The sequence below is a fragment of the Pseudomonas sp. P8_241 genome (assembly GCF_034008315.1).
GTDB lineage: Bacteria > Pseudomonadota > Gammaproteobacteria > Pseudomonadales > Pseudomonadaceae > Aquipseudomonas.
This window is the reverse complement of sequence record NZ_CP125377.1, coordinates 2302934-2320893: the sequence shown is the minus strand read 5'-3', so window position 1 is coordinate 2320893 and position 17960 is coordinate 2302934. Positions and strand designations below refer to the sequence as shown.

The 17960-nt window shown below is 59.1% G+C and carries 14 protein-coding genes; 2 read left to right on the top strand and 12 right to left on the bottom strand.

The window, feature by feature from the left end:
• Positions 1-96 precede the first annotated feature (96 nt).
• From QMK58_RS10630 to leuC, 9 genes are all read right to left on the bottom strand, one after another.
• Positions 97-741: a phosphoribosylanthranilate isomerase gene (locus QMK58_RS10630; RefSeq protein ID WP_053157902.1), complete on the bottom strand. Its 645-nt coding sequence runs from the start codon at positions 739-741 to the stop codon at positions 97-99.
• Between the two features lie 63 nt (positions 742-804).
• On the bottom strand, positions 805-1629 hold the full coding sequence (truA, locus tag QMK58_RS10625) for a tRNA pseudouridine(38-40) synthase TruA (RefSeq protein WP_053157899.1): 825 nt from the start codon (positions 1627-1629) through the stop codon (positions 805-807).
• 169 nt (positions 1630-1798) lie between these two features.
• Positions 1799-4618: a FimV/HubP family polar landmark protein gene (locus tag QMK58_RS10620; RefSeq protein WP_320396253.1), complete on the bottom strand. Its 2820-nt coding sequence runs from the start codon at positions 4616-4618 to the stop codon at positions 1799-1801.
• A gap of 206 nt (positions 4619-4824) precedes the next feature.
• The gene (locus QMK58_RS10615; RefSeq protein WP_320396252.1) at positions 4825-5835 is read right to left on the bottom strand and encodes an aspartate-semialdehyde dehydrogenase; all 1011 of its coding nucleotides are present in this window, start codon (positions 5833-5835) and stop codon (positions 4825-4827) included.
• Positions 5836-6085: 250 nt separating this feature from the next.
• A complete protein-coding gene (asd, locus tag QMK58_RS10610; protein ID WP_053157887.1) occupies positions 6086-7198 on the bottom strand; it encodes an aspartate-semialdehyde dehydrogenase in 1113 nt (370 codons plus the stop codon).
• Between the two features lie 66 nt (positions 7199-7264).
• Positions 7265-8347, bottom strand: a complete 1083-nt coding sequence (gene leuB / locus QMK58_RS10605; RefSeq protein WP_053157884.1) for a 3-isopropylmalate dehydrogenase — start codon at positions 8345-8347, stop codon at positions 7265-7267.
• A gap of 65 nt (positions 8348-8412) precedes the next feature.
• Positions 8413-9180, bottom strand: a complete 768-nt coding sequence (locus QMK58_RS10600; protein ID WP_320396251.1) for a class I SAM-dependent methyltransferase — start codon at positions 9178-9180, stop codon at positions 8413-8415.
• A gap of 82 nt (positions 9181-9262) precedes the next feature.
• Positions 9263-9907 (bottom strand): 3-isopropylmalate dehydratase small subunit, encoded by a 645-nt coding sequence (gene leuD, locus QMK58_RS10595; protein WP_053157879.1) that lies wholly within the window; start codon positions 9905-9907, stop codon positions 9263-9265.
• An 11-nt stretch (positions 9908-9918) separates the two neighbouring features.
• The gene (gene leuC, locus QMK58_RS10590) at positions 9919-11337 is read right to left on the bottom strand and encodes a 3-isopropylmalate dehydratase large subunit (RefSeq protein ID WP_053157876.1); all 1419 of its coding nucleotides are present in this window, start codon (positions 11335-11337) and stop codon (positions 9919-9921) included.
• Between the two features lie 147 nt (positions 11338-11484).
• Between leuC and QMK58_RS10585 the strand changes: the two genes are divergently transcribed.
• Positions 11485-12375: a LysR family transcriptional regulator gene (locus QMK58_RS10585; protein WP_053157872.1), complete on the top strand. Its 891-nt coding sequence runs from the start codon at positions 11485-11487 to the stop codon at positions 12373-12375.
• A 65-nt stretch (positions 12376-12440) separates the two neighbouring features.
• Positions 12441-15719, top strand: a complete 3279-nt coding sequence (locus QMK58_RS10580; RefSeq protein WP_053157871.1) for a PAS domain S-box protein — start codon at positions 12441-12443, stop codon at positions 15717-15719.
• 130 nt (positions 15720-15849) lie between these two features.
• Here the strand turns inward: QMK58_RS10580 and QMK58_RS10575 are convergent, their stop codons facing one another.
• The 3 genes from QMK58_RS10575 to QMK58_RS10565 all read right to left on the bottom strand — a co-directional run bounded on the left by QMK58_RS10575 (position 15850) and on the right by QMK58_RS10565 (position 17952).
• Positions 15850-16296: an Hsp20 family protein gene (locus QMK58_RS10575; RefSeq protein WP_053157868.1), complete on the bottom strand. Its 447-nt coding sequence runs from the start codon at positions 16294-16296 to the stop codon at positions 15850-15852.
• 121 nt (positions 16297-16417) lie between these two features.
• Positions 16418-17377 carry a tRNA dihydrouridine synthase gene (locus tag QMK58_RS10570; RefSeq protein WP_053157865.1) on the bottom strand — a complete coding sequence of 320 codons (960 nt, stop codon included), beginning with the start codon at positions 17375-17377 and terminating at the stop codon, positions 16418-16420.
• A 137-nt stretch (positions 17378-17514) separates the two neighbouring features.
• Entirely contained in the window at positions 17515-17952 is a 438-nt protein-coding gene (locus QMK58_RS10565; RefSeq protein ID WP_053157862.1) for an acyl-CoA thioesterase, read from the bottom strand.
• Positions 17953-17960 lie beyond the last annotated feature (8 nt).

Below are 17960 nucleotides of genomic sequence, written 5' to 3'. Positions count from 1 at the left end.
CTCAGCCGTGCCTGCTTTTTGCAAGTGCTGTTAAAGACGGCGGCAGTGTGCCAGCCGTCACATTGCGAACCGGATCAAAAAGATCGCAGCCTCGTTTCACTCGACAGCTCCTACGGGCCCTACGGGTCCTGCAGCGGCCTTGATGAAGGCGCGAATCTTTGCCGGGTCCTTGATGCCCTTGCTGGCCTCTACGCCGCCGCTGACGTCCACGGCATAAGGTCGAACCCGCGCAACCGCCTCGGCGACGTTGTCGGGTGTAAGGCCTCCAGCCAGGATGATCGGTTTGCTCAAGCCCTGCGGTATCAAAGACCAATCGAAGGCCTCACCGGTTCCTCCGGGAACACCTTCGACATAAGCATCGAGTAAAATCCCGCTGGCGCTCGGATAAGCATTACAGGCCGCAGCAATGTCATCTCCCGCCTTCACCCGCAATGCCTTGATGTAGGGACGGTGCCAGCCTTCGCAGTCCGCTTCGACTTCATCGCCATGAAACTGCAAAAGATCCAGCGGCACCGCGTCAAGAATCTCTCCCAGCTCGCAACGACTGGCATTGACGAACAAGCCGACGGTGGTCACGAATGGCGGCAGCGCCTTGATGATCGAGCGCGCCTGCTGGAACGTCACCGCCCGCGGGCTTTTGGCGTAGAACACGAATCCAATGGCGTCAGCCCCGGCTTCGACGGCCGCCAACGCATCTTCTATGCGGGTAATCCCACAGATCTTGCTGCGAACGGCTGACATGTCGATACAACTCCAAGACAAAACCGGGAAAGTCCCGGATGGTAACAAAAGCGTTCGAGGGCGTCAGCCGTCAAGTTCCGAGAAGCCGGTCAAGAAGTGTGGACCGATGTAACGCTCGGGCAACTCGAATTCGTCGCGGTATTCGACCTGCACCAAATACAGGCCAAATGGATGCGCTGTCACCCCGCCGGAGCGGCGTATGCGGCTTTCCAGCACTTCTTTCATCCACTCCACCGGACGTTCGCCAGTGCCGATCGTCATCAGTACACCGGCAATGTTGCGCACCATGTGGTGAAGGAAGGCACTGGCGCGGATGTCCAGCACGATCATTTTGCCGTGGCGGGTGACACGCAGGTGATGAAGCTCCTTGATCGGCGATTTGGCCTGGCACTGACCCGCACGGAAAGCACTGAAATCATGTATACCGACCAGATACTGAGCCGCTTCAGCCATGCGCTCGACGTCCAGCGGGCGATGGTTCCAGGTGATTTCTTCATTCAGGTGCGCCGGACGAATCTGATCGTTGTAGATCACGTAGCGATAGCGCCGGGCGATCGCCTTGAACCGGGCATGGAAATGCGCAGGCATGACTTTTGCCCAGCTGACGCTGACGTCGTGGGGCAAATTGATATTGGCGCCCATCACCCAGGCTTTCATCGACCGCTCGACCTGGGTGTCGAAATGCACCACTTGTCCGCAGGCATGTACTCCGGCATCCGTACGGCCGGCGCATAGCAAGGAAACCGGCGAATCGGCGACTTTGGACAAGGCGTTTTCGAGGGTTTCCTGCACGGTGAGCACGCCGGAGGCCTGACGCTGCCAGCCACGATACCGCGAGCCTTTGTATTCCACGCCCAAGGCGACCCGAAAAAAGCCGTCGGCCGCCATTTCGGCGGCCGGATTATCTATATTTGCCAAGGAGTGACAGCCTGCTGATTGACGCAAAGGTGGGCATTATAAGGCGCTCGGGCGGGGATGCCAGAGTTGGGCGATCTTTTGAACCTGCAAACAAAAACGGCAACCTTAAAAGGTTGCCGTTTTGCGCTCATCCAACGACTCAAGCCAAACGCGAAAGCAACTCCCTGGCTTCGCTTTTCTGACCTTCATCGCCTTCAGTCACCACCTCATTGAGGATATCCCGCGCACCGTCGCTGTCGCCCATATCGATGTAAGCCTGGGCCAGATCGAGTTTGGTCGCGACCTCATCGGTACCCGAAAGGAAGTCGAATTCCGGTTCGTCGCCCACTGTGGCCAAGGCGTCGTCCACGGTGAAGGTCGGCTCGCTGATGCTCTGGGACAGGCGATCCAGTTCGGCGTTTACGTCGTCCAGTTCGACGGCGAAAGCATCTGGCGCATCTGCTGCATCCATCTCATCAGCCAGCGAGAGATCGAAATCGGCCGGCAGGTCGAGATCGTCCAGCGGTGCTTCGGCCAACGCGGGAGCGTCGACCGGCGGCAGATCCTTTACCCCTGCGTCCAGATCCAGCAAGAAGTCGTCTTCAGCAACAAGGGCAGGCGACGGCTCAGCACCCAGATCCATATCCAGATCGAAGTCCGAAAGGTCATTCAGACTCTCTTTGATATCGGTCTGTTGCTGCAACACCGACTCAAAGCTCAGATCGTCGTCCGACGGAAAATCTTCCAGTTCGTCCAGGGTCACAGCCGATTCAGTTTCCGGGGCTGGAGTAACGACTGTCGGGGTAATGTTTTCCAGGTCATCAAGACTCAGATCGAAAGCGCTGTCGAGATCATCTTCGGCCGAGACCGGAGCAGATGCGGCGTTTGTCGGTGTTACGTTTTCCAGGTCATCGAGGCTCAGATCGAAGGTGCTGTCCAGATCATCTTCGGCCGGGGCCGCCACCGGAGCAGATGCAGCATTTGCCACTGCCTCGTTTTCAAGGTCGTCGAGACTCAAATCGAAAACGCGGTCGAAATCCTCATCCTCCGCCGCGGGTGCTTGCGGCTCATCCAGCAGCAGATCCTTGACGTATTGCGCATCGAGTTCAGCCGTAGCGGCGGCGGCTGCGATACCACCGGCCGCAGCCAATACCATCGCCGGGAAGCGACCTTTCAGTTTTTCAACCTGGGCGAAGTTGTCTCCATTGGCGACTAACTGACGCTCCTGCGCGACGAATGCATCGCGGTCGCCCTGCTGGCCGTAGACTTCCATCAGCTTCAATCGCACATCGCTACGCTGCGGTTCTTGCCTGACCCCTTCCTCCAGCAACGCGGCGGCCTGGTTCAGGCGGCCGGCGTCGATGTGCGATTGCGCCTGGCCCAGTACATCGTCGGAGCGCTCGGCTGACGGCGCCACCAAAGGAGCCGCGATCGGCGTCGTCATCACCACCGATGCCACCGGAACAGGTGCAGGTACAGGTGTCGGCGCAGGCGCTGGAGCCGCCGCGGTGGCCAGCGTCATACTCGCCGGTTGAATTTCCAGGCCTTCAAAGCTGCTTTCCGGCAGATCGAACTCAGGCGAGAAAGGCTGCTCTTCGGCCAGCGCGCGCGCCATTCGCAGGTGCTTCTCGGCTTCTTGCTGGGCTTTGCGGCGACGAGCCAACAACAGCAGCAGAAGCAGCAGTACAACCGCGCCACCACCTACCAGGCCGAGCAATAAGGGGTTGGTCAGCAGTTCGTTAAATTTTTGATCGTCGGATGCCGCTGGCGGCGTTTCGACGGGTTTCTCTACCGGAGCCGCAGGCGCCTCAGGGGCCGCTTCCGCAGGCGTCGAAACTGGAGCCGTCTCTGATGGCGTTGTCGCGGGAGTGTCAGCCAATTGCGCCGACATCGCTGGTGCCGTCGCGACATCCGGTGCTTGTGCTGCACCCTCGGCCTGCAACTTGGCCAATTGATTGTTTTTCAGTTCGATCAGGCGCTGCAGCTTGTCCATCTGACTTTGCAGATCGGTCATGCGACTTTTCAGTTCAGCGTTGTCACGTCGGGTGGTGTCCAGGCTTTCCTGGGTCACCGCCAGCTTGTTGTTCAAGCCCTTGGCGTCACCGGCCGCGCCTTTGCCACGGCTCTTGCCGGATTCGGCAGATACCAGGCTCAGCTTATCGGTAGCCGCCTCTGCCGCCCCCCCTTCAACTCGGGTACGGCTGGTGGCGTCGATCTGCTGCTGCCCTGCCCCGGGCTTGGCGACATATCGGCGCCCCTGACGCCACGCAGTATTCTGGGCCGCCACTTCGGCGATGGCCTTGGATTGTGGCAGCGTGGTGCTTTGCGTCTGGTCCGGCAGGCGCAATACCTGGCCGGTCTTCAAACGATTGATATTGCCATCGATGAACGCATCCGGATTCAAGGCCTGGATGGCCAGCATGGTCTGCTGGATCGAACCACCGTTACGCGCCTTGGCCGCAATTTCCCAGAGGGTATCGCGCGGCGTGGTGGTGTACTGGGACGGTGGGGTTGCACCGGTGACCGGTGCGGCCACCGTTGACGAGGATTGCGCAGCCGCTTCAGCGGTTTGCGGCGAAAATTTCGATGGATCCAGCAGCACGCTGTAATCACGCAACAGGCGGCCGTTCGGCCACATCACCTGCACCAGGAATTTCACCATGGGCTCGGAGAGCGGTTTGCTGGAGGTCACGCGCAGGATGCTTTTACCGCTGGCGTTGAGTACCGGCGTGAAGGTCAAGTCGTTGAGAAACGCCTGGCGGTCGACACCGGCCTTGGCGAAATCGTCAGGCGAAGCAAGGCTCGGCACCACTTCGGCGGCGGTGAGATCCTTGACATCGAGCAGCTCTATTTCCGCTACCAGCGGCTGGTTGAGCGTCGATTTCAGGGTCAATTCCCCGAGCCCGAGGGCATGCGCCATACCGGAGGACAGCGCCGAGGCGGCCGCTATTGCTAACACCAGTTTGCGAACTTGAACCATTAGTTCATCCTTAGTTTGAACATTCCTCGGCCAGCGAGAACGTATCGATAGTCGCTGCCGCAAGGCATTGCGCGCAACGGCGAAGGTCGTCGCGCGCGGTCATTTCATTTGTTGCTCCGCAAAGCCACGCACAGTGGCTCGCGTACAACATTCGGGCAAGCATAGGCTCGCCCGGATTCATTCGACAATTTGTTGCAAAGTATCTTTTACAGCAGGTCTTTTATCAACAACTCAGCCAGTTGCACAGCGTTGAGCGCGGCACCTTTGCGTACGTTATCTGACGTCAGCCACAAATTAAGTTCCGACAGGTCGTCGATACCCAGGCGAACCCGACCAACGTAGACCACATCCTGGCCCACCGCATCGCCCACCGGGGTGGGATAATCACCGGCTTCCACCAACTCGATACCCGGTGCGTCTTCCAGGGCTGCGTTTACTTTCGCCAGGTCGATATCGCTGGCCGACTGCAGGGTCACGTTAAAGCTATCGCCAAAAAACACCGGGGCTTGAATGCAAGTGACAGAAATCTTCAACGCGGGCAGGTTAATGACCTGGCGAAGTTCACGTACCAGCCGCTTTTCCAGCAGCGTATGCCCCTGCTCATCCGGCTTGCCGACTTGTGCCAGCAGATTGAACGCCATCTGCCGATCGAAGAACTTCGGCTCCAGCGGGCGCACATTGAGCAGTTCGGCGGTTTGCCGCGCCAGCTCGCTGACCGCTTCGCGGCCTTGGGCAGACACCGCCAGGCTGGCGGTCAAATTGATGCGTTGCAAGTCGAGCAATCCCAGCAACGGCGCGAGGACCACCGCCAAAGTGGTCGCCGACGGACTCGGGCTGCTGACCTGGAACGGTTTTTTCAGTCCGGCGAGCATTTGCCAATTCGCTTCCGGGACCACTTGCGGCGCCTGATCGGGTGGCAAGGCACCGGACAGGTCAATCACTGAACAACCGGCAGCACTGGCGCGCGAAACGAAACTCAGCGTTACCGCCGGGCCCGCGGCAAAAAACACCAATTGCACTTTGCCGAAATCGAACTCATCGACTTCGCGCACTCGGACATTCTTGCCGCGAAAAGGCACCGAACTGCCGGCGGATTCGCTGCTGGCCAGCAGGTGCAGGTTACCGATCGGAAAATCGCGCTCTTCAAGAATCTGCACGAGTGTTTCGCCGACAGTACCGGTGGCGCCGATCACGGCAATATCAATGGTCTGGCTCATGGGTTTTACCTCTGGCGAAACGGGGGGAGCGGCACTTTACCGGGTGGGTGCCACACAGGCAATTTCCGCAGGGGGTTATGCGGCGCCGATGAGATCGCCATCGCCAGCAAGCCGGCTCCTACAGGTGTGAGTAAGCTCATCATTGTAGGAGCCAGCTTGCTGGCGATGGCGGCCTGACTGGCGACACAACTCCCATAAAAAAACCCGCACCCCTTTCAAGAGGCACGGGTTCTTTCATTGCTTCAATCGATCAACGCTCAAGCAGAATCCGCAGCATGCGGCGCAGCGGTTCGGCCGCGCCCCACAACAGCTGATCGCCGACGGTGAACGCGCCGAGGAATTGCGAGCCCATGTTCAGCTTGCGCAGACGGCCAACCGGAATGTTCAGGGTGCCAGTGACCTTGTTCGGGCTCAGCTCCTGAATACTGGTTTCACGGTTGTTAGGTACCAGCTTGACCCAAGGGTTGTGCTGGCTGATCAAGCCTTCGATATCGGCCATCGGTACATCTTTGTTCAGCTTGATGGTCAGCGCCTGGCTGTGGCAGCGCATGGCGCCGATACGCACGCAGATGCCATCCACCGGAATCGGGCTCTTGAAGCGACCGAGAATCTTGTTGGTCTCGGCCTGGGCCTTCCACTCTTCGCGGCTCTGACCGTTCGGCAGCTCCTTGTCGATCCAAGGGATCAGGCTACCGGCCAGCGGTACACCGAAGTTTTCGGTTGGGTACGCATCGCTGCGCATGGCTTCGGCTACGCGACGGTCGATGTCGAGGATCGCGCTGGCCGGATCAGCCAGTTGATCGGCGACAGCGGCGTGGGTTGCGCCCATTTGCTTGATCAGTTCACGCATGTTCTGCGCGCCGGCACCGGAGGCAGCCTGATAAGTCATGGCGCTCATCCACTCCACCAGACCGGCCTCGAACAGACCGCCCAGCCCCATCAGCATCAGGCTGACGGTGCAGTTGCCGCCGATGTAGTTCTTGGTGCCCGCGTCCAGTTGCTGGTCGATGACCTTGCGGTTCACCGGATCCAGAACGATCACCGCGTCATCCTGCATGCGCAGGCTGGAAGCGGCGTCGATCCAGTAACCCTGCCAGCCGGCTTCACGCAGTTTCGGGAAGACTTCGCTGGTGTAGTCGCCACCCTGGCAGGTCAGAATCACATCGAGGGTTTTCAGCTCTTCAATGCTGTAAGCGTCTTTGAGTGGAGCAATGTCCTTACCCACGGACGGGCCTTGGCCACCGACATTGGAAGTGGTGAAAAACACCGGCTCGATAAGATCGAAATCCTGCTCTTCCAGCATCCGCTGCATGAGCACGGAACCGACCATACCGCGCCAACCGATCAGACCTACACGTTTCATCGCAACTACACCTTCTTGAAATGTGGGCCGCTGCTTTGTCTTGAATTTGGCAGCGGGCCCGAGAGATTACAGATTCCGCAGCGCGGCGACTACTGCGTCACCCATTTCCTGCGTACCGACTTTAGTGCAACCGGCCGACCAGATGTCACCGGTGCGCAAGCCCTGATCCAGCACCAGGCTGACGGCTTTCTCGATGGCATCGGCTGCAGACTGCTGGTTGAAGCTGTAACGCAGCATCATCGACACCGACAAAATGGTCGCCAGCGGGTTGGCGATGCCTTTGCCCGCGATGTCCGGCGCCGAACCGTGGCACGGCTCGTACATGCCCTTGTTGTTGGTGTCCAGGGACGCCGACGGCAGCATGCCGATGGAACCGGTGAGCATCGAGGCCTGGTCGGACAGGATGTCGCCGAACATGTTGTCGGTAACGATCACGTCGAACTGCTTCGGTGCGCGCACCAGCTGCATGGCGGCGTTGTCGACGTACATGTGGCTCAGTTCGACTTCAGGGTAATCCTTGGCCACTTCCTCGACAATTTCACGCCACAGTTGACTGGAGGCCAACACGTTGGCTTTGTCCACCGAGCAGAGCTTTTTGCCACGGACCATGGCCATGTCGAAACCGACACGGGCGATGCGGCGGATTTCGCTTTCGCTGTACGGCAGCGTGTCATAGGACTGACGCTCGCCGTTTTCCAGGGTGCGGGTGCCGCGTGGCGCGCCGAAGTAAATGCCGCCGGTCAACTCGCGAACGATCAGGATGTCCAGGCCAGCAACGATTTCCGGCTTCAGACTGGAAGCTTCGGCCAGTTGCGGGTAAAGGATCGCCGGGCGCAGGTTGCCGAACAAGCCCAGTTGTGCACGAATCTTCAACAAACCGCGCTCAGGACGGATGTCACGCTCAATGGTGTCCCATTTCGGGCCGCCAACGGCACCCAACAGCACTGCATCGGCCGCACGGGCACGTTCCAGGGTCTCGTCGGCCAGCGGCACGCCGTGCTTGTCGATGGCAGCGCCACCGATCACGTCGTGGCTCAGCTCGAAGCCCAGGGCGAACTTGTCGCTGGCCAGCTCCAGCACTTTGACCGCTTCGGCCATGATTTCCGGGCCAATACCGTCACCTGGGAGAATCAGAATCTGCTTGCTCATGCTTTCCTCATGTCATCAGTCGGTGCGCCCATGGACGCACCCGGAAAAATTCTATCGATCGGTGCCTATCTTTCTACAAACAGCACCAATACATCGGTACTGAACGAACCATCGGCCTCAATCTCGAAATATTCGCGCACTTCATTGCCCATCGACTGCTGCAACTCGCGGATCGCCGCGCGCATCACTTCAGGCGTGCGCATGCGCTCGACCCAGCTGTTGTACTCCAGGCGAAGACGCTGACGGGTGGTGCTGCGGGTGTGCAACCCTGCCTCGCTGACCTGGCGCAACCATTCGCCGGCGGAATAATCGCGCACATGGCTGGTATCGCGAAGCACTTCGACGCTCTGCAGGTAAGTGTCGAACAACGGGCTACCCGGTGACAACACATCCACGAACGCAGCAACGCCACCCGGTTTCAAGACCCGACGCACTTCGCGCAGTGCCAGGCCGAGATCGCTCCAATGGTGCGCCGAATAACGGCTGAAGACGAAATCGAATTCACCATCGGCGAACGGCAGGCGCTCAGCGGCACCATTGACCGTGGTCACGTTGCTCAAGCCCCGGTCGACAGCCGCGGCCGTCACCACGTCGAGCATCTGCTGCGACAGGTCATAGGCCACCACTTCTTTCACCAATGAGGCTACGTGAAAACTCACATGGCCGGCGCCACACCCCAGGTCCAGAACCCTGGCATCACCCTGCCCCGCCAGCTCAGCCTGTAGCAACGCGAACTCGGCACCTTGAGCGTGGACGGCGCTGCTCAGGTAGGCCGAAGCCTGTTCGCCGAATTGCTTTTGGACTACCTGGCTGTGCTGGGCGGTGCTGGTCATGGGGACTTCCTTTTTGGGGTGAGTCTTGGGGTGTTCATTCGGGCCTCATCGGCCGGTCCTGACTACATCAATATCGGATCAATCACGCGTCGCGAAACAACCAAGGCTGGCTCGCACGATGCTTGGCCTCAAACGTCGCAATCGCATCGCCGTCCTGCAAGGTCAGGCCGATATCGTCGAGGCCGTTGAGCAGGCAATGCTTGCGGAACGCATCGATTTCGAAGTTCAACACCTTGCCATCCGGACGGGTCACGGTCTGGGCTTGCAGATCGACCTGCAACTGATAGCCCGGATTGGCCTCGACCTGCTGGAACAGCTCATCGACTTCGGCATCGCTCAAAATGATCGGCAACAAGCCGTTCTTGAAGCTGTTGTTGAAGAAGATGTCGGCGTAGCTCGGCGCAATGATGCTGCGGAAACCGTACTCTTCCAGCGCCCACGGCGCGTGCTCACGACTGGAGCCGCAACCGAAGTTCTCACGGGCCAACAAGACGCTGGCGCCTTGATAACGCTCGGCGTTGAGGACGAAGTCCTTGTTCAGCGGACGCTTGGAGTTGTCCTGGTAAGGCTGGCCCACATCCAGGTAGCGCCATTCATCGAACAGGTTCGGGCCAAAACCTGTGCGCTTGATTGACTTCAAGAATTGCTTCGGGATGATCTGGTCAGTGTCGACGTTGGCACGATCCAAAGGCGCGACAAGTCCAGTGTGCTGGGTAAAAGCTTTCATGCTGCGCTCCTTTAGATCAATTCACGGACGTCGATGAAACGACCGTTCACAGCGGCGGCCGCGGCCATGGCCGGGCTAACGAGGTGCGTACGGCCACCGGCGCCCTGACGGCCTTCGAAGTTACGGTTGGAGGTCGAGGCGCAATGCTCGCCGGACTCCAAACGGTCCGGGTTCATCGCCAGGCACATCGAGCAACCCGGCTCGCGCCATTCGAAACCGGCTTCGAGGAAAATCTTGTCCAGGCCTTCCGATTCAGCCTGCGCTTTCACCAGACCCGAACCCGGCACCACGATCGCCTGCTTGATGGTCGAGGCCACTTTTCGGCCCTTGGCGATCACCGCAGCAGCGCGCAAATCTTCGATCCGCGAGTTGGTGCAGGAACCAATGAACACGCGGTCCAACTGAATGTCGGTGATCGCCTGATTGGCGGTCAAACCCATGTATTTCAAGGCACGGACGATGGAATCGCGCTTGACCAGATCCATTTCCTTGGCAGGATCCGGTACGTTCTGGTCCACCGCCAACACCATCTCAGGCGAAGTGCCCCAGCTGACTTGCGGCTTGATCTGGGTCGCGTCAAGTTCAACGACGGTGTCGAACACTGCATCGGCGTCGGACACCAGGTCTTTCCACGCCTGGACAGCCAATTCCCATTCCGCACCCTTCGGAGCGAAAGGGCGGCCCTTGACGTAAGCCACGGTTTTTTCGTCAGCCGCCACCAGACCTACGCGAGCGCCGGCCTCGATGGACATGTTGCAGATGGTCATGCGGCCTTCAACGGACAAATCGCGGATCGCACTACCGGCGAATTCGATGGCGTGGCCGTTACCGCCAGCCGTGCCGATCTTGCCGATTACCGCGAGGACGATGTCCTTGGCAGTCACACCGAACGGCAATTGGCCTTCGACGGACACCAGCATGTTTTTCATTTTCTTGGCAACCAGGCACTGGGTGGCGAGCACGTGCTCAACCTCGGAAGTGCCGATACCGTGAGCCAGAGCACCAAATGCGCCGTGGGTCGAGGTATGGGAGTCGCCACAGACCACGGTCATGCCCGGCAAGGTCGCGCCCTGCTCAGGGCCGATGACGTGGACGATGCCTTGGCGGACATCGTTCATCTTGAATTCGACGATGCCGTACTCATCGCAGTTGTCGTCGAGAGTCTGGACCTGCAAACGCGAGACCTCGTCGGCAATGGCTTCGATGCCGCCCTTGCGCTCCGGCGTGGTCGGTACGTTGTGGTCCGGGGTCGCGATGTTGGCATCGATGCGCCATGGCTTGCGCCCGGCCAGGCGCAGGCCTTCGAAGGCTTGCGGCGAGGTCACTTCGTGAATGATATGACGATCGATATAGATCAGCGCAGAGCCATCGTCGCGCTGCTTGACCAAATGCGAATCCCAGAGCTTGTCGTAGAGCGTTTTGCCGGCCATCAGACGGTTCCTCATCAGCTTGTTTCTATGCCCCGGGTTTTGACTTTTTCAATAACCCTTTGGCTTGTGAGGCTGATCCTATGGGGTTACATTAAATAACTCAAATTCATATTTTTTATGCTTTGGATAACCAACTGGAATACACCCATGGACCTGGCCAATCTCAATGCCTTTATCGCTATCGCCGAGACTGGAAGTTTCTCCGGCGCGGGCGAACGCTTGCACCTGACCCAACCGGCTATCAGCAAACGCATCGCCGGGCTGGAGCAGCAATTGAAGGTGCGACTGTTCGATCGATTGGGCCGAGAGGTCGGGCTGACCGAAGCTGGTCGCGCGCTGCTGCCACGGGCTTACCAGATCCTGAATGTCCTTGATGATACGCGCCGCGCCCTGACCAACCTCACGGGCGAAGTGACCGGTCGTCTGACCCTGGCCACCAGTCACCACATCGGCCTGCACCGTTTGCCTCCCTTATTAAGGGAGTTCACCCGGCGCTATCCCGAGGTGGCGCTGGATATTCAGTTTCTCGATTCGGAAGTGGCCTACGAAGAAATTCTCCATGGCCGCGCCGAACTGGCTGTCATCACCTTGGCGCCCGAACCGCACGCATTGGTCAAAGCCACTCCAGTCTGGGACGATCCGCTGGACTTCGTGGTTGCCCCGGAGCATTCGCTGCTCACCAACGGCAGGGTCAGCCTGGCGGACATTGCCCGGCATCCCGCCGTGTTCCCCGGCGGCAACACGTTCACCCATCACATCGTGCAGCGCCTGTTTGAAGCCCAGGGTCTGACGCCAAACATTGCCATGAGCACCAACTACCTGGAAACGATCAAAATGATGGTCTCGATCGGCCTGGCCTGGAGCGTTCTGCCGCGCACCATGCTTGATGATCAGGTGGCGCGGATACCTTTGCCGGGCATACAACTCACTCGCCAGCTAGGCTATATCCTGCACACGGAAAGGACACTGTCGAATGCTGCACGGGCCTTCATGGCCCTGCTGGACGCTCAACTCGATCTGCCAGGGATTCAAGGCTGATTTGTGCTACGCCTGTAAAGCCGCGAAATCCTGTGCCAAACGCCCATTCAGCCCAAGGCTTGCCAATGCCGAAATCTGTTGACCGTATTCCGCCCATGCCGCGTATTCAGGCGCTTGATCCAAAAAACTCGGAACAGAGTTGGGAAAGCGCCTCGCAATTGCTGGCCGCGCTTAACGGCGCGCGTCTGGGTGCGTGGTACTGGGACATTGAGCGCGGGCAGATCAGCTGGTCCCGAGGCACGCAGGCGTTGTTCGGCTTCGATCCCCGGCAACCGTTGCCGGCCAACCTGGAATACCTCGACCTGCTGCCCCCGGAAGACCGGGCGAAAACCATTCGCGCCTTCCACGCCGTGATCGGTGGCGCGCCGCTGGAGCAGGCCATGCACCACCGTATCCGCTGGCCCGATGGCAGCCTGCACTGGCTGGAAGTCAGCGGCAGCCTGTTGCCGGACAAGCACGGCCGGCCACGCATGATTGGCGTGATCCGCGAGATCACTCACCAGCGTCAGCGCGAGCAAGCGTTGAGCAGTTCGGAAAAACGCTTCGCCACGCTGTTTCACCTGTGCCCGAACATGGTGCTGTTGACCCGCCAGGAAGATGGCCTGATCACCGAAGCCAACCAGTATTTCGAAAGCCTCTTCGGCTGGCCGGTACAAGATGCGATTGGCCGCACGACGCTCGAGCTGGGCCTATGGGTGCAGCCTGAACAGCGGGCAGCACTGGTCAAGGCCACCAAGGCCAAAGGCGAGCTGGTCAGCATGGAGGTGCAATTTCGGGCCAGTAACGGGCAGATCCACGACGGCATCCTCAGCGCTCAAAAGGTCGAACTTGAAGGCCAGCCGTACCTGCTCAGCACCTTCCTCGACACCACCGAACGCAAAATTGCCGAACACGCCCTCAAGGACAGCCAGGAGCGTCTGGACCTGGCCCTGGACTCGGCGCAACTCGGCACCTGGGATTGGCACATTCCCAGCGGCATGCTTTACGGCTCGGCACGCGCGGCTCAACTGCACGGGATGGATGCCAAACCTTTCCATGAATCCTTTGACGCGTTTTTCGAAGGGGTACCCGATGAAGAACGCGACACCATGCGCGACGCTTACCGCAGCTTGCGCGAAGGTCCGGCCGGCAATTATCAATTGACCTACCGCGTGCAACTGCCGGACGGCACCTCACGCTATCTGGAAAGCCGCGCCCGCCTTTATCGGGATGAAAACGGCGTACCGTTGCGCATGGCCGGCACGCTGCTGGACATCACTGATCAGGTTGAACGCGAACAGAAAGTGGTGGCTTCAGAAGAAAAATTCGCCACCTTGTTTCAAGTCAGTCCGGACCCGATCTGCGTCACCGGACAGGACACAGGCCAGTTCATCGAGATCAATTCCAGTTTCACCCAGACGTTCGGCTGGAATACCGCCGACGTAATCGGTCGCAGCGCCGATGAAATCGGGCTGTGGGATGCATCGTCGAAAAGTTTGCGCCGGATCGAACAAGTCATTCGCGAACAAGGCCTGAACAATGTGGCGATACAGGTCATGCACAAGGACGGGCAGTCCCTGACCTGCGTCATTTCCAGCCGACAGATCAACGTCGGCGAACAGCCGTGCGTCGTCACCACCTTGCGCGATATCACCCAGCAGCAGCGCTCGGAAGCCGCACTCAAGGCCAGTGAGGAGAAATTTGCCAAGGCATTCCACTCAAGCCCCGACGCCATCACCATCACCGAGCGTGATACTGGATGCTACCTGGAGGTCAACGACGGGTTTTCGCGCCTGACCGGTTACCTCGCCGAAGAGGTGGTGGGTCGTACGGTGTACGAAATCGGGATTTGGGCCGAAGAAAAACAACGTTCAGCGTTGTTGGCTGAACTGCATACCAAGGGCCGGGTTCATCACCGGGAAATGCTCGGACGCAACAAGCGCGGCGAGTTGCTGACCGTGGAGGTCTCGGTCGAGCCGATCACCCTCAACGAAACCGCGTGCCTGCTGCTGACCGCACGGGACGTCAGCCTGTTGAAAAACGCCGAAGCGCAAATTCGTCACCTGGCCTACCATGACCCCTTGACCAACCTGCCCAACCGCGCGCTGCTGATGGATCGCCTGAGCCAACAGCTCGCCCTGCTCAAACGCCACAATTTGCGTGGTGCACTGATGTTCCTCGACCTCGACCATTTCAAGCACATCAATGACTCCCTCGGCCATCCAGTGGGCGATACCGTGCTGAAAATCATCACCGCCCGCCTTGAGGCCAGCGTGCGCATGGAGGACACCGTCGCACGTCTGGGCGGTGATGAATTCGTGGTGCTGCTCAGTGGGCTCGAAGGTTCGCGCAACGAGGTCAGTGATCAGGTGTGCGAATTGGCCGACACCCTGCGCGAACTGCTTTCCGAACCGATGTTTCTCGATGGTCAGCGCCTGCAGGTCACGCCAAGTATCGGCATTGCACTGATTCCCGATCACGGCTCGACGCCAACGGATCTGCTCAAGCGTGCCGATATTGCGCTCTATCGCGCAAAAGACTCGGGGCGTAATACCGCGCAGATGTATCACAACACCATGCAGAAGGCCGCGAGCGAGCGATTGCGCATGGAAACCGACTTGCGCCTGGCGCTTTCCCGGGGCGAGTTTCGCGTTCACTACCAACCCCAGATCGACGCCCGGGGCGACCGCATCGTCGGTGCCGAGGCCCTGGTGCGCTGGACTCACCCCCAACTCGGCGTGCAATCACCCCACGAGTTCATCAAGGTCCTGGAAGACAGCGGGCTGATTCTGGAGGTCGGCAACTGGATTCTCAATGAAGCTTGCCATGCTTTTAAAAAGCTGGTCGATAAACGCCTGGTTGACCCGCACCGGTTCAGCTTGTGCGTAAACATCAGCCCGCGTCAGTTCCGTCAAAACGACTTTGTCGAACGCGTCGAAAGCAGCCTCAGCAGTCATGGATTGCCCTGCTCGATTCTGAAACTGGAAATTACCGAAGGCATCGTCATCCAGAACCTGGAAGACACCATCGGCAAAATGCGTCGCCTGAAAAAACTTGGCGTGAGCTTCGCCATGGATGATTTCGGCACGGGTTACTCGTCGCTGACCTACCTCAAGCGCCTGCCGGTCGACACCTTGAAAATCGATCAATCGTTCATCCGCGACGCGACCAGCGACCCGAACGACGCGGAAATCATTCGCGCTATCGTCGCTATGGCCCGCAGCCTGGACCTGAAAGTGATTGCCGAAGGGGTGGAAACCGCGGAGCAGCTTGAGTTCTTGCAGGGGCTGGAGTGTCACTTCTATCAAGGGTATCTGCACAGTCTGCCGTTGCCGGTGGAAGAGTTTCAGAAACTGCTGAAATGATCCCGTAGGAGCTGCCGAAGGCTGCGATCTTTTGATTGTGCAATTTGAAGATCAAAAGATCGCAGCCTTCGGCAGCTCCTACCAAGAAGGTAAAAAAAGGGCGCCGATGGCGCCCTTTTCTAGCTCTGGCTTAGTGTTGCAGAGCTGGCTTTTGCGTCCCGTTGATCGGGATGCGCTTGGCTTTCGCCTCTTCAGGAATTACCCGCAGCAGGTCGATGCTCAACAGACCGTTGTTCAGACCGGCAGCCTTGATCTCGATATGGTCCGCCAGACGGAAGGACAGCTTGAATGCACGCTGGGCAATGCCTTGATGCAGGAAGGTCACGCCTTCGTTGGCGTCACGCTTGCCACCACTGATGGTCAGCACACCTTTCTCGACCTGCAGCTCCAGATCTTCTTCCTGGAAGCCGGCGGCCGCTACAACGATGCGGTATTGATCGTCGCCGTGTTTTTCCACGTTATAGGGTGGGTAGGTGCTGCCTGGCTCGTTACGCAGGGCGGTTTCGAACAGGTCGTTGAAACGGTCGAAACCTACCGAGGAACGGAACAGTGGTGCCAGGGAAAATGCAGTACTCATGGTTCAAATCTCCTGAAAACAATCAGCAAGGTTTTTTATCTCCGCGACCCGAATTCGGCATCGCGTAACCCTTAGATAAGGACCGTTGATTGCATTTCAAGAGGTTTTTTTGAAGATTTTTTCAGGCCGCTTCGGCCACCTGCAAACCCAGCAGACGCGAAACCTGATCCAGCTCCGTCTCACGTCGCAGGACGGAAAACAGCTCTGCCGCCTCGGGATAATTGCGGGTCAGCATCGCCAACCATTGTTTCAGGCGGCCCGGAGATTGACGTGCTGTCATCTGCGCCCTGGCTTGCAGCCAGAAGTCCTGGATCAGCGGCAGCAGCTCGCTCCAGGTCATCTCGACCACTTCCTCACCGGCACGTGCAGCAGCAATCTGTCGAGCGAGATCCGGGCGCGAAACCAGACCGCGGCCGAGCATGATGTCTTCCACGCCGCTGATTTCGCGGCAACGGCGCCAGTCCTCGACGCTCCAGATATCACCATTGGCGAACACCGGGACCTTGACCACGTCTTGTACCCGGGGAATCCACTCCCAGTGAGCGGGCGGTTTATAACCATCAACCTTGGTCCGCGCGTGCACCACGATGTGCTCGGCACCACCTTCGGCCAAAGCCGTGGCACAGACCAACGAACCGTCCGGGCTGTCGAAGCCCAGGCGCATCTTGGCAGTGACGGGAATGTGCGCGGGCACGGCGCGACGAACGTGTTCGACGATCTGGTTGAGCAGCTCAGGCTCTTTGAGCAACACCGCGCCGCCACGGGATTTGTTGACGGTCTTGGCCGGACAGCCGAAATTCAGGTCGATCACCTCGGAGCCCAGCTCGCAGGCCAACGCCGCGTTTTCCGCCAGGCACACCGGGTCGGAACCCAACAACTGAACGCGCAGCGGCACGCCAGACGCGGTTCGAGCGCCGTTGAGTAACTCGGGGCCGAACTTGTGGAAATAGGCCGGCGTGAGCAACTGGTCGTTGACCCGGATGAATTCGGTCACGCACCAATCGATGCCACCCACCCGGGTCAGCACGTCGCGCAGGATGTCGTCGACCAACCCCTCCATGGGCGCCAAAGCAATTTGCATGAAAAACACACTCAAGGAAAAACGTGCGGCAGTTTACAGGTTTCCCCCCGCAGGAGCTGCCGAAGGCTGCGATCTTTTGATCTTCAAAAAGCAAAATCAAAAGATCGCAGCCTTCGGCAGCTCCTACAAGGATTGTGTCAGGCAGGGACTTGTAATGCCGGGCCATAACCCTCAATGAATTCTGGCGGCATACGCTTGGGTCTGCCCGTGGACAACTCGATGCAAACGAACGTGGTCTGTGCGCGCAACAGCGTTGTGTTGTCGCTCGGGCGAACCAACTGAAAGTGTCGGGTCATCTTGAGGCGCTCATCCCAGTCGACGATCCAGGTCGCCAACTGCAACTCGTCTCCCTCGTAGGCCGCAGCCAGGTAATCGATCTCGTGTCGCACCACCGCCATGGCGCGGTCCAGTCGACGGTACTCGACCAGATCCAGCCCCAGCCGCTGGGAGTGGCGCCAGGCACAACGTTCGAGCCAGGTCACGTACACCGCGTTGTTCGCATGGCCCAACCCATCGATGTCCTCGGCGCCCACTTGCAGATCAATGATAAATGGCGTTTCCCGATCCCAGCCCATGCCCCACT

Bases quoted from the DNA above. Each gene is read 5' to 3' on its own strand.
- QMK58_RS10630 (WP_053157902.1), bottom strand. From the start codon at position 741: ATGTCAGCCGTTCGCAGCAAGATCTGTGGGATTACCCGCATAGAAGAT.
- truA (WP_053157899.1), bottom strand. From the start codon at position 1,629: ATGGCGGCCGACGGCTTTTTTCGGGTCGCCTTGGGCGTGGAATACAAA.
- QMK58_RS10620 (WP_320396253.1), bottom strand. From the start codon at position 4,618: ATGGTTCAAGTTCGCAAACTGGTGTTAGCAATAGCGGCCGCCTCGGCG.
- QMK58_RS10615 (WP_320396252.1), bottom strand. From the start codon at position 5,835: ATGAGCCAGACCATTGATATTGCCGTGATCGGCGCCACCGGTACTGTC.
- asd (WP_053157887.1), bottom strand. From the start codon at position 7,198: ATGAAACGTGTAGGTCTGATCGGTTGGCGCGGTATGGTCGGTTCCGTG.
- leuB (WP_053157884.1), bottom strand. From the start codon at position 8,347: ATGAGCAAGCAGATTCTGATTCTCCCAGGTGACGGTATTGGCCCGGAA.
- QMK58_RS10600 (WP_320396251.1), bottom strand. From the start codon at position 9,180: ATGACCAGCACCGCCCAGCACAGCCAGGTAGTCCAAAAGCAATTCGGC.
- leuD (WP_053157879.1), bottom strand. From the start codon at position 9,907: ATGAAAGCTTTTACCCAGCACACTGGACTTGTCGCGCCTTTGGATCGT.
- leuC (WP_053157876.1), bottom strand. From the start codon at position 11,337: ATGGCCGGCAAAACGCTCTACGACAAGCTCTGGGATTCGCATTTGGTC.
- QMK58_RS10585 (WP_053157872.1), top strand. From the start codon at position 11,485: ATGGACCTGGCCAATCTCAATGCCTTTATCGCTATCGCCGAGACTGGA.
- QMK58_RS10580 (WP_053157871.1), top strand. From the start codon at position 12,441: ATGCCGAAATCTGTTGACCGTATTCCGCCCATGCCGCGTATTCAGGCG.
- QMK58_RS10575 (WP_053157868.1), bottom strand. From the start codon at position 16,296: ATGAGTACTGCATTTTCCCTGGCACCACTGTTCCGTTCCTCGGTAGGT.
- QMK58_RS10570 (WP_053157865.1), bottom strand. From the start codon at position 17,377: ATGCAAATTGCTTTGGCGCCCATGGAGGGGTTGGTCGACGACATCCTG.
- QMK58_RS10565 (WP_053157862.1), bottom strand. From the start codon at position 17,952: ATGGGCTGGGATCGGGAAACGCCATTTATCATTGATCTGCAAGTGGGC.